Source organism: Methylobacterium sp. Leaf108, from assembly GCF_001423265.1.
Taxonomy (GTDB): domain Bacteria; phylum Pseudomonadota; class Alphaproteobacteria; order Rhizobiales; family Beijerinckiaceae; genus Methylobacterium.
In genome coordinates, this window is record NZ_LMND01000001.1 from 86,655 (window position 1) to 100,148 (window position 13,494).

The 13,494-nt window shown below is 68.9% G+C and carries 16 protein-coding genes; 12 read left to right on the forward strand and 4 right to left on the reverse strand.

Annotation, left to right across the window (positions count from 1 at the left end; genetic code table 11):
• Nucleotides 1-319 precede the first annotated feature (319 nt).
• From ASF39_RS00410 to ASF39_RS00430, 5 genes are all read left to right on the forward strand, one after another.
• Nucleotides 320-655: an antibiotic biosynthesis monooxygenase gene (locus ASF39_RS00410; protein WP_055878772.1), complete on the forward strand. Its 336-nt coding sequence runs from the start codon at nucleotides 320-322 to the stop codon at nucleotides 653-655.
• Between the two features lie 224 nt (nucleotides 656-879).
• The gene (locus tag ASF39_RS00415) at nucleotides 880-2,385 is read left to right on the forward strand and encodes an exopolysaccharide biosynthesis polyprenyl glycosylphosphotransferase (protein WP_055878775.1); all 1,506 of its coding nucleotides are present in this window, start codon (nucleotides 880-882) and stop codon (nucleotides 2,383-2,385) included.
• 321 nt (nucleotides 2,386-2,706) lie between these two features.
• The gene (serA, locus tag ASF39_RS00420) at nucleotides 2,707-4,299 is read left to right on the forward strand and encodes a phosphoglycerate dehydrogenase (protein ID WP_056280221.1); all 1,593 of its coding nucleotides are present in this window, start codon (nucleotides 2,707-2,709) and stop codon (nucleotides 4,297-4,299) included.
• A gap of 32 nt (nucleotides 4,300-4,331) precedes the next feature.
• The gene (locus ASF39_RS00425; RefSeq protein ID WP_244472217.1) at nucleotides 4,332-4,586 is read left to right on the forward strand and encodes a DUF1902 domain-containing protein; all 255 of its coding nucleotides are present in this window, start codon (nucleotides 4,332-4,334) and stop codon (nucleotides 4,584-4,586) included.
• Nucleotides 4,587-4,663: 77 nt separating this feature from the next.
• The gene (locus tag ASF39_RS00430; protein ID WP_055878780.1) at nucleotides 4,664-4,858 is read left to right on the forward strand and encodes a type II toxin-antitoxin system HicA family toxin; all 195 of its coding nucleotides are present in this window, start codon (nucleotides 4,664-4,666) and stop codon (nucleotides 4,856-4,858) included.
• 29 nt (nucleotides 4,859-4,887) lie between these two features.
• Here ASF39_RS00430 and ASF39_RS00435 read toward each other — a convergent pair whose 3' ends face one another.
• Nucleotides 4,888-5,202 (reverse strand): DUF2853 family protein, encoded by a 315-nt coding sequence (locus ASF39_RS00435; RefSeq protein ID WP_055878782.1) that lies wholly within the window; start codon nucleotides 5,200-5,202, stop codon nucleotides 4,888-4,890.
• A 144-nt stretch (nucleotides 5,203-5,346) separates the two neighbouring features.
• On the opposite strand from ASF39_RS00435, the gene mtnA reads away from it, so the two are divergent.
• Nucleotides 5,347-6,444, forward strand: coding sequence for an S-methyl-5-thioribose-1-phosphate isomerase (mtnA, locus tag ASF39_RS00440; RefSeq protein ID WP_056280224.1), 1,098 nt, complete (start codon nucleotides 5,347-5,349; stop codon nucleotides 6,442-6,444).
• A 3-nt stretch (nucleotides 6,445-6,447) separates the two neighbouring features.
• Here the strand turns inward: mtnA and ASF39_RS00445 are convergent, their stop codons facing one another.
• Nucleotides 6,448-6,972, reverse strand: a complete 525-nt coding sequence (locus tag ASF39_RS00445; RefSeq protein WP_055878788.1) for a TIGR02281 family clan AA aspartic protease — start codon at nucleotides 6,970-6,972, stop codon at nucleotides 6,448-6,450.
• A 383-nt stretch (nucleotides 6,973-7,355) separates the two neighbouring features.
• Here ASF39_RS00445 and ASF39_RS00450 point away from each other — a divergent pair, with 383 nt between their 5' ends.
• The 6 genes from ASF39_RS00450 to ASF39_RS00475 all read left to right on the forward strand — a co-directional run bounded on the left by ASF39_RS00450 (nucleotide 7,356) and on the right by ASF39_RS00475 (nucleotide 11,732).
• Complete coding sequence (locus ASF39_RS00450; RefSeq protein WP_055878790.1) at nucleotides 7,356-8,051, forward strand: 50S ribosomal protein L25/general stress protein Ctc; 696 nt, start codon at nucleotides 7,356-7,358, stop codon at nucleotides 8,049-8,051.
• Between the two features lie 116 nt (nucleotides 8,052-8,167).
• Nucleotides 8,168-8,776, forward strand: coding sequence for an aminoacyl-tRNA hydrolase (pth, locus tag ASF39_RS00455; RefSeq protein ID WP_056280226.1), 609 nt, complete (start codon nucleotides 8,168-8,170; stop codon nucleotides 8,774-8,776).
• A gap of 45 nt (nucleotides 8,777-8,821) precedes the next feature.
• Nucleotides 8,822-9,055 carry a hypothetical protein gene (locus ASF39_RS00460; protein ID WP_056280231.1) on the forward strand — a complete coding sequence of 78 codons (234 nt, stop codon included), beginning with the start codon at nucleotides 8,822-8,824 and terminating at the stop codon, nucleotides 9,053-9,055.
• Nucleotides 9,048-9,494: a PIN domain-containing protein gene (locus ASF39_RS00465; RefSeq protein ID WP_210168647.1), complete on the forward strand. Its 447-nt coding sequence runs from the start codon at nucleotides 9,048-9,050 to the stop codon at nucleotides 9,492-9,494. Before ASF39_RS00460 ends, ASF39_RS00465 begins: the two co-directional genes overlap by 8 nt.
• Before the next feature lie 8 nt (nucleotides 9,495-9,502).
• Nucleotides 9,503-10,600, forward strand: coding sequence for a redox-regulated ATPase YchF (gene ychF, locus ASF39_RS00470; RefSeq protein ID WP_055878804.1), 1,098 nt, complete (start codon nucleotides 9,503-9,505; stop codon nucleotides 10,598-10,600).
• A 142-nt stretch (nucleotides 10,601-10,742) separates the two neighbouring features.
• Nucleotides 10,743-11,732 carry a MaoC family dehydratase gene (locus tag ASF39_RS00475; RefSeq protein WP_056280237.1) on the forward strand — a complete coding sequence of 330 codons (990 nt, stop codon included), beginning with the start codon at nucleotides 10,743-10,745 and terminating at the stop codon, nucleotides 11,730-11,732.
• Nucleotides 11,733-11,768: 36 nt separating this feature from the next.
• On the opposite strand, the gene glp is transcribed toward ASF39_RS00475, so the two are convergent.
• The gene (glp, locus tag ASF39_RS00480) at nucleotides 11,769-12,998 is read right to left on the reverse strand and encodes a gephyrin-like molybdotransferase Glp (protein WP_056280241.1); all 1,230 of its coding nucleotides are present in this window, start codon (nucleotides 12,996-12,998) and stop codon (nucleotides 11,769-11,771) included.
• Nucleotides 12,995-13,492, reverse strand: coding sequence for a cyclic pyranopterin monophosphate synthase MoaC (gene moaC, locus ASF39_RS00485; RefSeq protein WP_056280244.1), 498 nt, complete (start codon nucleotides 13,490-13,492; stop codon nucleotides 12,995-12,997). The genes glp and moaC overlap by 4 nt, the downstream gene beginning before the upstream one ends.
• Nucleotides 13,493-13,494 lie beyond the last annotated feature (2 nt).

The window sequence follows — 13,494 nt, forward strand, 5'->3', positions numbered from 1 at the left end:
GCGATAGCAATCGCCTAGGGCGCATTGCCTCGCCATCCGCAAGTATCACGCACCCGAGCTTGACCACGAACGACCAACCTATGGCAAGTGCGCCCCACCGGGGAATCCTCGAAAGACGGGCGCAGGGACGGCAATGCTCTGCCTGGTAAATGAAGACCTTCAACAATCATCGACAGTCGTCGCCGTAGTCATCCTTATAAGCTCTCCGGTATCTCTGGGTCGACATCATGCCACATCCACCAGCGGCGACGCGTCGTGTTTCGGTCCGCGTCGCTTCGCCCTACCGTGGCCGCAGACCCAACCCAGGAGGGAAATTCCGATGTTCATCGCCATGAATCGCTTCAAGGTCGTCAAGGAATCGGCCGCAGACTTCGAGCAGGTCTGGCTCGGCCGCGACAGTCACCTCGGGGAGATGGCGGGGTTCGTCGAGTTTCAGTTGCTCAAGGGGCCCGAGCACGAGGACCACATCCTCTACGCCTCCCATACGATCTGGCGCTCGAAGTCCGACTTCGAGGCCTGGACCCGCTCCGAGCAGTTCCGCAAGGCCCACAGCCGGGTCCCCACCACCAAGCCGCTCTACGTCGGGCACCCGCAGTTCGAGGGTTTCGAGGCGGTCCAGACGCTCGGCCAGTCGGCGTCCGACGCGGCCGCCTGAACGAGGACGGGCCGACCACGGGCGGCCGATCGAACCTGGACATCCCGACCCCCTTCATGGGCCGGGTCGCGACTCGTCTGCTACGGCGTCCGCTCCCGGAGAGCGGGCGCCGTCTCGTTTTCGGGGGTGCGGGAATTGCGCAGGACAGATGGCAGGTGACGATCGTGTGGATCGATCGGTCATTTTGAAACAATTCCCGGCCCAAGACGGTACACAGCACCACCATGCTCCAGGAACCGCCCCCGAAGGTCTATCACCGGCTGCCCTCCCTCGGCGCGCGCCGCCGCGACGTGTGGGCCTCGCTTCTGCCGCGTCGCAACCGTGCCGCCTTCCGCGTCGGGATCTCCGGGGCCGTGGCGATGACCGATCTCCTGGTCATCGTCGGCACGGCCTATGCCGTCGATATCGCGTATTGCTTCGCCACCGCCCGGATCTTCATGCCGGCGGGCACCGGCACCTGGCTGCACATCTCCGGCCTGCTGGCCCTGATCATCCTCACCACCAACATCGTGCGCGAGGACTACGGCATCGAGGCGCAGATCGCGCAGCGTCCCCACCTGCGCCGCACGGCTACCCTGTGGCTGGCGGCCTGGGCGCTGACCCTCGTCGTCGGCTTCGCCACCAAGACCTCGAACGATCTCTCGCGGGCGGTGACCGCGGGCATCTTCGTGGCCGGCCTGCCGGCGATGCTCGTCGTCCGGTTCGGGATGGTCCGGCTGCTGCGCCACGGCATCACCTCCGCATCGGCCTCGATCAGCCGGGTCCACCTCGTCGGCTACGAGGAGGACATCGCGCGGTTCTACGACGGCAAGGACGCCGATGCCCTCGGCCTACGGATCATCGGGACGAGCTATCTGCGCCGGGTGGCGCCCGAGGCCGACGAGGCCGCGCGTCGGACGCAGGTCGCGGAGGATCTCGACCTCGCCGTCTCGGTGATCCGCTTCCTCCAGCCCGACGACGTGTTCATCCTGGTGCCGTGGACCGACACGGCGGACGTGGAACGCTGCGTCGACGCCTTCCTGCGCGTGCCGGCCACCCTGCACCTGCGCCCCGGCTCGATCATGGACCGCTTTCCCGATCTCCAGGTCGGGCGGATCGGCCAGCTCTCCGGCATCCGGGTCGGACGCAAACCGCTCCAGGCCGGAGAGATCTTCGTCAAGCGGGCGATGGACATCGGCCTGTCGCTCCTCGCCCTGGTGATGCTGGCGCCGCTGTTCGTGGCGGTGGCGATCCTGATCAAGCTCGACAGCCCGGGGCCGGTGTTCTTCCGCCAGCGCCGCTACGGGTTCAACCAGCAGGCCTTCGGGGTCTACAAGTTCCGCAGCATGAAGACCGAGCGCAGCGCGGTGTTCCGGCAGGCCTCGCGCAACGACAGCCGGATCACCCGGGTCGGCGCCGTGTTGCGGCGCTCCAACATCGACGAGCTGCCCCAGCTCTTCAACGTGGTGCTGGGCGAGATGTCCCTGGTCGGCCCCCGCCCGCACGCCCTGGCCCACGACCGCAGCTTCGAGCGCCGGATCGCCCTCTACGCCCGCCGCCACAACGTGAAGCCCGGCATCACCGGCTGGGCGCAGGTCCACGGCCTGCGCGGCGAGACGCTGACCGACCTCGACATGGAGCGGCGGGTCGCCCACGACCTGCATTACATCGACAACTGGTCGGTCTGGCTCGACATCCAGATCATGGTGCGCACGGTGGTGTCGCCGCGGGCGTATCGCAACGCCTATTGATACGGGTTCCGCTTGAATCGAGCGGGAACCGTATCACCGAGCCCGCGCGGCGCCTGAGCGAAGCCATTTCCGCATCACGAAGTGATCAATCGAAATGGTATGAGACCGGATGCCTGCGCGGGATCGCGGCGGTCGCCTCCCCGCCGAGGTTTCCTGTCAGACCGGCGGAATTGTCCGGTGGGAGCGGGTTTGCGCAGGGTGGCTCTGTGGCTATGAAAGCGCGCGTCCCCTCGCCGAGGACGGCGCCACGAGAGGGAGCGCGCCGTCCCCCCTCGGCGGAGCGACAGGCCCCGCGCCTATCCACCCGAGCCGGAGACACCGATGCCCGCTCCCAAGGTCCTGATCTCCGACGCCCTGTCCGATGCCGCCGTGCAGATCTTTCGCGACCGGGGCATCGACGTCGATTTCCGCCCCGAGCTCGGCAAGGACAAGGACGCCTTCGCGGCCATCATCGGCAATTATGACGGGCTGGCGATCCGGTCCGCGACCAAGGTGACGCAGAAGGTGCTGGACCGGGCCGGCCGCCTCCGGGTGATCGGCCGGGCCGGGATCGGCGTCGACAACGTCGACGTGCCGGCCGCCACGGCCCGGGGCGTCATCGTGATGAATACGCCCTTCGGCAATTCGATCACCACCGCCGAACACGCCATCGCGATGATGTTCGCACTCGCCCGCCAGATCCCGCAGGCCGACCTCTCGACCCAGGCCGGCAGGTGGGAGAAGAACCGGTTCATGGGCGTCGAGCTGACGGGCAAGACCCTCGGCATCATCGGCTGCGGCAACATCGGCGCCATCGTCGCCGACCGGGCCATCGGCCTCAAGCTCAAGGTCGTCGCCTACGATCCCTACCTGTCGCCCGAGCGGGCGATCGAGATCGGCGTCGAGAAGGTCGACCTCGACGTGCTCCTGGCGCGGGCCGACGTCATCACCCTGCACGTGCCGATGACCGAGAAGACCCGCAACATCCTCTCCGCCGAGAGCCTGGCCAGGACCAAGCCCGGCGTGCGGATCGTCAATTGTGCCCGCGGCGGGCTCGTGGACGAGGTCGCCCTGCGCGCCGCCCTCGACTCCGGCCACGTGGCGGGGGCGGCCTTCGACGTCTTCGTGGAGGAGCCGGCGACGGAAAACCCGCTGTTCGGGCACCCGAATATGATCTGCACGCCGCATCTCGGTGCGGCCACCAGCGAGGCGCAGGAGAACGTGGCGCTTCAGGTGGCCGAGCAGATGGCCGACTACCTGCTCCAGGGCGCCATCACCAACGCCATCAACTTCCCCTCGATCACCGCCGACGAGGCGCCCCGGCTCAAGCCGTTCGTGGCGCTGGCCGACAGGCTCGGCTCGTTCCTCGGCCAGCTCACCGAGGCGCCGATCAAGGGCATCCGCATCACCTACGAGGGGGCGGTGGCCTCCATGAACACCCGCGCCCTGACCTCGGCGGCGGTGACCGGCGTGCTGCGGCCGTTCCTGGCCGACATCAACATGGTCTCGGCCCCCATCGTGGCCCGCGAGCGCGGCATCGTGGTGGAGGAGGTCAAGCGCGAGGGTGCGGTCAGCGACTACGAATCGGTCGTGCGCATCACGGTGGACGCAGAGGACATGCCGCGCGACGCCGCCGGCACCGTCTTCCACGACGGCAAGCCGCGGATCATCGAAATCCGCTCGATCCCCATCGACGCCGCCTTCGCGCCGCACATGCTCTACGTGCGCAACCACGACAAGCCGGGCTTCATCGGCCGGCTGGGTAGCGTGCTCGGTGAAGCGAACGTCAACGTCGCCACCTTCAGCCTCGGCCGCGAGGAGGAGGGCGGCAACGCCATCTGCTTCTGCGCCATCGACGCGCCGATCTCGGAGTCCGTGATGGCCGAGATCGCGGCGATCCCGCAGGTGAAGCGGGTGCGGGCGGTGAGCTTTTAAGTACCTTGTCTCGAGGAGCCCGCCGGGCGAACGTGCAGATCAGTCCGGAGACCATGTCGATGATCCGTCACGCCGTTATCCGTTGCGCCTGGGACAACGACGCAGGGGTATGGTTCGTCCAGGAGACCGATATCCCCGGTCTGATGACGGAAGCTCCGACATTGGATGCGCTGCGTCGCAAATTGCCGATCATGATCCGAGACCTCGACGCGTTCGCGTCCGGGACCGAGGTCGAGCTCGATCTGATCGCCCATGCGCATGAACGGATTCGCTTCGAGGCGGCGTGATCTTGTTTGCGCCCGCCCAGCACAGAAGGATTGTGCTCTATCCTCGCAGGCAGAGTACTTTATGAGGCCTGCGCTACGTGACGGACTTTACCCCAGCATTGAAAAAGCTGTTGCGTCTGAATGGCTTCGCGTTCTGGCGTAGCGGTCGCGGCGACCATGAGATCTGGCGGCAGGACGAGACCGGCCTGAAAGTCGTCGTCGATAACGCAATCAAATCGCGTCACACCGCCAACGGCGTCCTCAAACAAGCGAAGCTTCCAAAGGCGTTCTGACCGAACGACCGAATGCGTCCCCGATCCCCTCACGCGAAGGTAGCGAGCTTCCCGTAACGCTCGGCCAGCAGATAATAGAACGTCAGCCGCGACTTCGAGCGCGAGGCCTTCATCGTCTCGCAGACGTCCTTGATGGCGGCGTCGAGGTCGTCGCCGGACAGGCCGAGCTTCTTCTTGAGGAAGTTCTCACGCACCGTGTCGAGTTCGGCCTGGTCCGAACAGGCGACGAACTTCGTGTCGGGCTTGGATAGGACCAGCCGGTAGGTCTTGGCCATCGCCTCCACCACCGCCTCGTCGACGGGGCCTTTGGCGTATTTCTTCACGTCGGCGAGATGATCGCTCATGATCTGACGCTCCCGATGCCACCGATTCGGGCGGCTGCGACCGGGGTAGCTTGGCCGAGAATCGCATCCTTGCAAACCGCCATGGGTCGGGGGTGGCGGGATCGCCGCTGGCCGTCCGCTGCGGATTGTGCGAGAGGCCCGCGCATGAACATCGACGGTCGCTCCTACCGCACCATCCTCCCCGAGGCCGACGGCCTGTCGGTCCAGGTCATCGACCAGACCCGGCTTCCGTTCGCCTTCGAATTGAAGCGCCTGGCGACCCTGGACGATGCGGCGGTGGCCATCCGCACCATGGTGGTGCGCGGCGCTCCCCTCATCGGCGTCACCGCCGCCTACGGGATGGCGCTGGCGATGCGCGCCGACGCCACCGCAGCCGGCATCGACCGGGCCGTGGCCACCCTCGCGGCGACCCGCCCCACCGCGATCAACCTGCGCTGGGCGCTGGCGCGCGTCGCCGCCCTCCTGCGCGCTGCGCCCGAACCGGAGCGTGCCGCCCTGGCCTTCGCCGAGGCCGGCCGCATCGCCGAGGAGGACGTCGAGAGCTGCCGGGCCATCGGCGAGCACGGCGCGCGGCTCCTGGCCGACATCCACCGGAAGACCGGCCGGCCGGTCGACGTGCTGACCCATTGCAACGCCGGCTGGCTCGCCACCGTCGACTGGGGCACGGCACTCGCGCCGATCTACGCGGCCCACGAGGCCGGCGTGCCGGTCCATGTCTTCGTGGACGAGACGAGGCCGCGCAACCAGGGTGCCGCGCTCACCGCGTTCGAGCTCAACGGCCACGGCGTGCCCCACACCGTCATCGCCGACAACGCCGGCGGCCACCTGATGCAGCACGGGCGGATCGACATCTGCATCGTCGGCTCGGACCGGACCACCGCCACCGGCGACGTCTGCAACAAGATCGGGACCTATCTGAAGGCGCTCGCCGCCCACGACAACCGCGTGCCGTTCTACGCCGCCCTGCCCTTCTCGACCATCGACTGGACGCTGCGGGACGGGGTGCGCGAGATCCCCATCGAGGAGCGCGACGGCCGCGAGGTCTCCCACCTCACCGGGCGCCTGGCCGAGGGCGGGTTCGCCACCATCGAGGTGGTGTCGCCCGGTAGCCCCGTCGCCAACCCCGCCTTCGACGTGACGCCGGCGCGCCTCGTCACGGGGATCATCACCGAGCGCGGCATCGCGCAGGCGGACGAGGCCGGCCTCCTGTCGCTCTACCCAGAGCGGCGCAGCGCGGCCTGAGCCTCACCCGCGCAGGGTCAGGCGCCCGCGCGCCATGCCGACGTCGGACAGGCGCCGCAGGAACGACATGCCGAGCAGGCTCGTGGAGAGCTTGCCCCGCGGCACGATGACGGCCTCCACGTCGCGCACGGTGATCGCGCCGATGCGGATGGCCGGGATGCGCACGGGTGCCACCGCGACGGTGCCGTTGGCGGTCTGGGTCCTGGCGGTGAAGTCGCGTTCGTAGACACGGATGCCGACCCGCTCGGCGTCCTCCTGCGAGAAGGCGCACAGGGTCGCCCCGGTATCGACCATCATCGAGAGGCGGTTTCCGTCGATCTGCACCTGCGTGAAGAAGTGCCCCTGCGCATTGGCCTCCAGCACGAGCGTGGTCGGCGCCAGGGCCACCGGTGCGGGGGTGTGCATCATGACCTGCCCGCCGTCCGGAGCCGGCGGCGGCGCCCGTTGGTCGAGGCGGTCGGCGAGGCCGACGCCCCACAGGGTGGCGGCCGCGGAGATACCGAGCGCCCACAGGATCGGTCGCGTCATGAGGTGGACTTCCCGGTGGGCGCGGTCTGGACGCCGCAGGGTGCTGCCGATCCGGCGGTCCCGCCGTCCGGCTCGATGAAGGTGGGTCGGTCGTAGACCGGCGTGGTTGAGGAACTGCCGCATGTCGGCCGACCGGATTCGGCCAGGGCCTGAAAATCGCGACGGATGGTTTCTCGACGGTCGCCGGAACCGCCGGCATTGGCGCCATCCCGGCCGGCACCTTGCCGTTGCATGGGGCGGCCTCAGCGATTACACAGCGCCTTGCGCTCGCCAGACACCCCTGGAGGCACGGGCGCATCCATCAGGATCGGTGCTGGGCCGTCCGTTTCGGGCGGCTTTCGTCGTTCCGTCCCTAGCAATCGCATTTTTATGAGGATCACGTCATGAGCGCCGTCAAGCCGCTTGAGGCCGTGGCACGCGACCGGGTCGGCAAGGGGGCCGCCCGGGCCGTTCGTCGCCAGGGTCAAGTTCCCGCCGTCATCTATGGTGGCGGCAAGCCTCCCCAGGCCATCGCCATCGACCTCGTCCGGGCTCGCACCCTGATCTACGCCGGCGGCTTCAAGACCACGCTGTTCGAGATCGATGCCGGCGGCAAGAAGACCCGTGCGATCCCGCGCGACTTCCAGCTCGACCCGGTGAGCGGCGTGCCGCTGCACGTCGACTTCCTGCGCGTCGTCGCCGGCCAGACCCTCGAGGTCGAGGTGCCCGTGCACTTCGTCAACGAGGACGCGGCCCCCGGCATCAAGCAGAACGGCGGCACCCTCAACATCGTGATGCACACGATCCCGCTCGAAGTCCCGGCCGACGGCATCCCCGACGCCATCGAGATCGACCTCACCGGTCTTCAGATCGGCGACACGATCCACATCGAGTCGGTGAAGCTGCCCGCCAACGCCACCTACAACGGCGAGCCCGAGGCGCCGGTCGCCAACGTGGTGCCGCCGACGGTCCTGGGTGCCGAGGTCGAGGCCGAGGAGGCTGCGATCGCCGAGGCCCAGTCGGCCGAAGCCGCCGAGGAGAAGGCCGAGGAAGAGGCCGAGGCCGAAGAGGCCGCCGACGAGGCCAAGAAGGAGGATTGAGGCGACGGGCCCATCGCGGCCCGCCCTCGTTCCGTTTCGACAGATGCTCCGGCCGCGAGGCCGGGGCATCTTTGCGTTGATGGCCGCCTGACCGCCGGCCCGTGGAGCGTTCGGCCATGCATCTCATCGTCGGCCTCGGCAACCCCGGTCCGCGCTACGCCAAGAACCGCCACAACATCGGTTTCCTCGCCCTCGACGAGATCGCACGGGTCCACCGTGCCGGCCCGTGGCGGCGCAAGTTCCAGGGCGAGATCGCCGAGGCGACCCTCGGCACCACGCGCGCGATCCTGCTCAAGCCCCAGACCTTCATGAACGACTCCGGCCGCGCGGTCGCCGAGGCGCAACGGTTTCACAAGATCGCCCTATCCGACGTCGTCGTCCTGCACGACGAACTCGACCTCGCCCCCGCCAAGCTCAGGCTCAAGCTCGGTGGCGGCAACGCCGGCCACAACGGCCTGCGCTCGATCACCGCGCTCTGCGGCAACGATTACCGCCGGGTGCGCCTCGGCATCGGCCACCCCGGCGACAAGGCGTTGGTCCACGCCTACGTCCTCAACGACTTCGGAAAGGGCGAGGCGGCCTGGGTCGACGACCTCTGCCGCGCCATCGCCGACCACGCCGCGCTGCTCGCGTCCGGCGACGACGCCGCCTTCCAGAACAAGGTCCACCTCGCCATGTCCGGGCGCGGCTGGGACGACGTCAAGAAGGTCAATGCCCGCGATTGACACGAAAACACGAGGACACGATACGCAGGGCGTCGGAGAATCGTGATGAAGAACGTGACCGTGACGATGAGCGAGGCCCTCTTGCAGAGAGCCCGTATCGCTGCGGCACGCGACGGAAAAAGCCTGTCCCGTTTCGTGGCCGAGGCCGTCGAAGACCGCGTCGGCAGGCCGTTGACCCAGCGGGAGGCTCTCGATCAGTTTCTATCGGGACCGTCCTGGCACGTTCTCGACGAGAATGGGCGGGCGCCCACGCGCGATCACATGTACGACGATGACTGAGCGCGTGTTCGTCGACACGAACGTCTTTCTTTATGCGCGGGACGACCGTTTTCCGGAAAAACAGGCACGAGCGCGACACTGGCTTTCCGTCCTGGCGAATCGCGATGTCCTAGTGATCAGCCCTCAGATCCTGGGCGAAATCCACAGCGTCGTCCTGCGTGGCAAGGTGCCGGGCGGACTCGCTGACATCCGCGACGCGACGCGCCTTTTGGAAAGATGGTCGCGCGGAACGACCGACCTCGAATTGCTCTCGGGCGCTTGGTCGATCCGGGAGGAAACAGGGTTTCAATGGTGGGATTGCGTGATCCTGGCTGCAGCGATTCGCGCCGGGTGCCGCTATCTCCTCTCGGAAGATTACGAACACGGGCGCGAGGTTCGTGGAACGACGATCCTGAGCCCTTTCCAGGTCGCGCCCGACATGCTGACGATCGAACATTAGGAAACATCATGGGCTTCAAATGCGGCATCGTCGGCCTGCCGAACGTCGGCAAGTCGACCCTCTTCAACGCGCTGACGCAGACGGCCGCCGCGCAGGCGGCGAACTATCCGTTCTGCACCATCGAGCCCAACGTCGGCGAGGTCGGCGTACCCGACCCGCGCCTCGACGACCTCGCCCGGATCGCCTCCTCCAAGGAGATCATCCCGACCCGGCTCACCTTCGTCGACATCGCCGGCCTGGTGCGCGGCGCCTCCAAGGGCGAGGGGCTCGGCAACCAGTTCCTCGCCAACATCCGCGAGGTCGATGCCATCGCCCACGTGGTGCGCTGCTTCACGGACGGGGACGTCACCCACGTCGAGGGCAAGGTCGACCCCAAGGCCGACATCGAGACCATCGAGACCGAGCTGATGCTGGCCGACCTCGACAGCCTCGAGAAGCGCCTGTTCGCTCTGGAGAAGAAGGCCAAGGGCGCCGACAAGGAGGCCAAGGAGGCCCTCGACCTCGTCAACCGCGCCCTGCCGCTCCTGCGCGAGGGCAAGCCGGCCCGCCTCGTGCCCCGCAAGCCCGAGGAGGAGGCCCTGTTCCAGACGCTCGGCCTGATGACCGCCAAGCCCGTCCTCTACGTCTGCAACGTCGACGAGGCCGATGCCGACAAGGGCAACGCCTATTCCGAGGCCGTGATGGCGCAGGCCAAGGCCGAGGGCGCGCGCGCCGTGGTGGTCTCGGCCAAGATCGAGAGCGAGATCGCGGTGATGCCGGTGGCCGACCAGGGCGACTTCCTCGAGGCGGTCGGCCTCACCGAACCTGGCCTCAACCGCGTCATCCGCGCCGGCTACGAGCTTCTGGGCCTCATCACCTACTTCACCGTCGGCCCCAAGGAGGCCCGCGCCTGGACCATCGAGAAGGGCACCCGCGCCCCCGCCGCGGCCGGCGTGATCCATACGGACTTCGAGAAGGGCTTCATCCGCGCCGAGACCATCGCCTTCACCGACTACACCACCCTCAAGGGCGAGAGCGGCGCCAAGGAGGCCGGCAAGTTCCGGCTCGAGGGCAAGGAGTACGTGGTGCAGGACGGCGACGTGCTGCATTTCCGGTTCGCCAACTGATACGGTTTCCGCTTGGATCAAGCGGGAACCGTATCACCGAGCCCGCGCGGCGCCTGAGCGAAGCCCATGTCCGCATCACGAAGTGATCACCCGGACATGGTATGAGCCGCGCCGGGCGCCGCGGCCGGCACGAGGGACCCGCATGACAGAGATCGCCTTCGAGGATTTCTCCCCCGGCGAGGTGATCGAGGGTGGCCCGATCACCGTGACCCGAGACGAACTCGTCGCCTTCGCGGCGGAGTTCGACCCGCAGCCGTTCCACCTCGACGAGGAGGCGGCCAAGGCGACCTTCGTCGGCACCCTGATCGGGTCCGGCTGGCAGACGACCGGGTTCGGCATGCTGCTCCTGCAGCGCCACGCCTTCCGCGGCGGAACCTCGATGGGTTCGCCGGGGGTGGCGCAGCTGCGCTGGCTGCGGCCGGTCATGCCCGGCGACAGCCTGCGCGCCGTCATCAAGGTCGAGGATTGCCGGACCTCCGGCTCGAAGCCGGACCGCGGCTTCGTGCGCTTCGGCCTCACCGTCATCAACGGCCGCGACGAGACCGTGATGAGCCAGGCCTTCACGGTGATCTTCCCCCGCCGGGGCCGCGAACCGCTGCCGCCGCGCAGGGTCGTCCTCGACGAGCCGGTCCCGGTGGTCGAAGGGGATGACGCCGAGATCCTGCACTTCCTGAAGGATGCCGTCGTCGGCCACGCCCGCGATCTCGGGCGCCATGTCTTCACGCAGGCCGACATCATCGCCTTCGCCCGCACCTACGATCCGCAGGCCTTCCACATCGACCCCGAGGCGGCGCGGCACACACATTTCGGCGCCCTGTGCGCCTCGGGTTGGCACACCACCGCCGCCTGGATGAAGCGCCTCCACATCACCCGGGCGCGCGACGCGGCGTTCACGCAGGCCCGCGGTCCGGTGCCGCAACTCGGACCCTCGCCGGGGTTTCGCGACCTGCGCTGGCTGCAGCCGGTCTATGCCGGCGACACCATCCGCTACACCTGCACCCTGGCCGAGGCCCGCGCCACCGCCTCGCGCCCCGGCTGGGGTCTCGCCACCCACCACAACACCGGCCACAACCAGCGCGGCGACAAGGTGTTCGAATTCACGGGGTCGGTCTTCTGGCAGTGGTCGGCGTGAGGGACACCAACCTCGGCCGACCGTCCCGGAGTGCGGTCAGACGAGCGCCCGGTCCAGGCGCAGGATGCGGCAGGGCTCCCCGCTGACGGCGGCAGGCGCATGGGGGGGGCGGATCAACAGCGCTTCCGCCTGGCCCAGCACCGACAGCATCGAGGAATCCTGGCGGTTCTCCGGAAAGACCAGGGGGAGGCGGTCGGACGCGGTCTCGATGCGGGCCCGCATGTAGTCGGCGCGGCCGTCGTTGGCGGGCAGGTCGGTGGCCAGGGTGCCCGGCTCGCTCCGGTCGGCGCCGGCGGTGGGGTCGCCCAGCATGGCGCGGACCGCCGGCACCACGAAGAGCAGGCCGCAGACGATGGCCGAGACCGGGTTGCCCGGCAGGCCGATCACCATCATGTCGCCGAGGCGCCCGTGCATCAGCGGCTTGCCCGGCCGCAGCGCCACCCTCCAGAACCCGAGTTCGAGCCCCTGGCGATGCAGGGCCGACTGGACGAGGTCGTGGTCGCCCACGGATGCCCCGCCCAGCGTCACGAAGAGGTCGGCGCGCACGTCCCGTGCCCGCTCGATCGCGCCCTCGAGGGCGTCCAGGGTGTCGCCGGCAATGCCGAGGTCGACCGGCTCGCCGCCCGCCTCCCGTACCAGGGCCGCCAGCGCGAGGCCGTTGGAGGCGACGATCTGGTCCCAGGCGGCTGGCGCCCCCGGAGCGACCAGTTCGTCACCGGTGGCGAGGATCGCCACCCGCGGCCGGCGACGCACGGCGAGGGTCGGGCACCCGGCCGCGGCCGCCAGGGCGAGGCGGCGTGGGTTCAGGGTCTCCCCGGCGTGCAGCAGGCGGTCGCCGTCCTTGAAGTCGAGACCGCTCGGGCGGATGAAGCGGCCCGCCGCCACGGTCTCCCGCGCGGTGATCCGATCCTCCGCCGCGTTGGCGTTCTCCTGGATGAGGATAGCGTCGGCCCCCTCCGGCACCGGCGCCCCGGTGAAGATCCGCACGGTCTCGCCCGCCGCGATGGCGCCGGTGTAGCCGTGCCCGGCCGTACTGACACCGACCCGGCGCAGGCTCGCCGGAACGGCGGCGACATCGACGCTGCGCACCGCATAGCCGTCCATGGCCGAGGCCGGGAACGGTGGTTGCGTGCGCGTCGCCGTCACCGCCTGCGCCAGGGTCCGGCCCGCGCACGCGGCGATGGGCAGCGTTTCGGCCTCCACCGGGTCGCGGACGTTTCCCAGGATGCGGGCCAGCGCCTCGGCGACCGGGATCAGGCCGCTCACGGCCCCATGCCCGCATCGTGCTCGGCCCGGAAGGCACCGGAGCGCCCGCCGTCCTTGGCGAGGAGGCGGATGCCCTCGATGCGCATGCCGCGGTCCACCGCCTTCACCATGTCGTAGACCGTGAGGCAGGCGACCGAGACGGCGGTGAGCGCCTCCATCTCGACGCCGGTGGGGCCCTGCACCTTCACCTCGGCCGTCACCCGTACCCCGGGCAGCGCCTCGTCGATCTCGCAGTCGACGCGGACCTTGGAGAGCAGCAGCGGGTGGCAGAGCGGGATCAGCTCGTGCGTGCGCTTCGAGGCCATGATCCCGGCCAGACGCGCCGTCCCGATGACGTCGCCCTTCTTGGCGTCGCCCTCGCGGATCAGCGCCAGGGTCTCGGGCCGCATCACCACGTGGCCGGCGGCGACGGCGGTGCGGGCGGTGGCGGCCTTGTCGGAGACGTCGACCATGTTGGCGGCGCCGGCCGCGTCGAGATGGGTAAGGCCGGTCATGG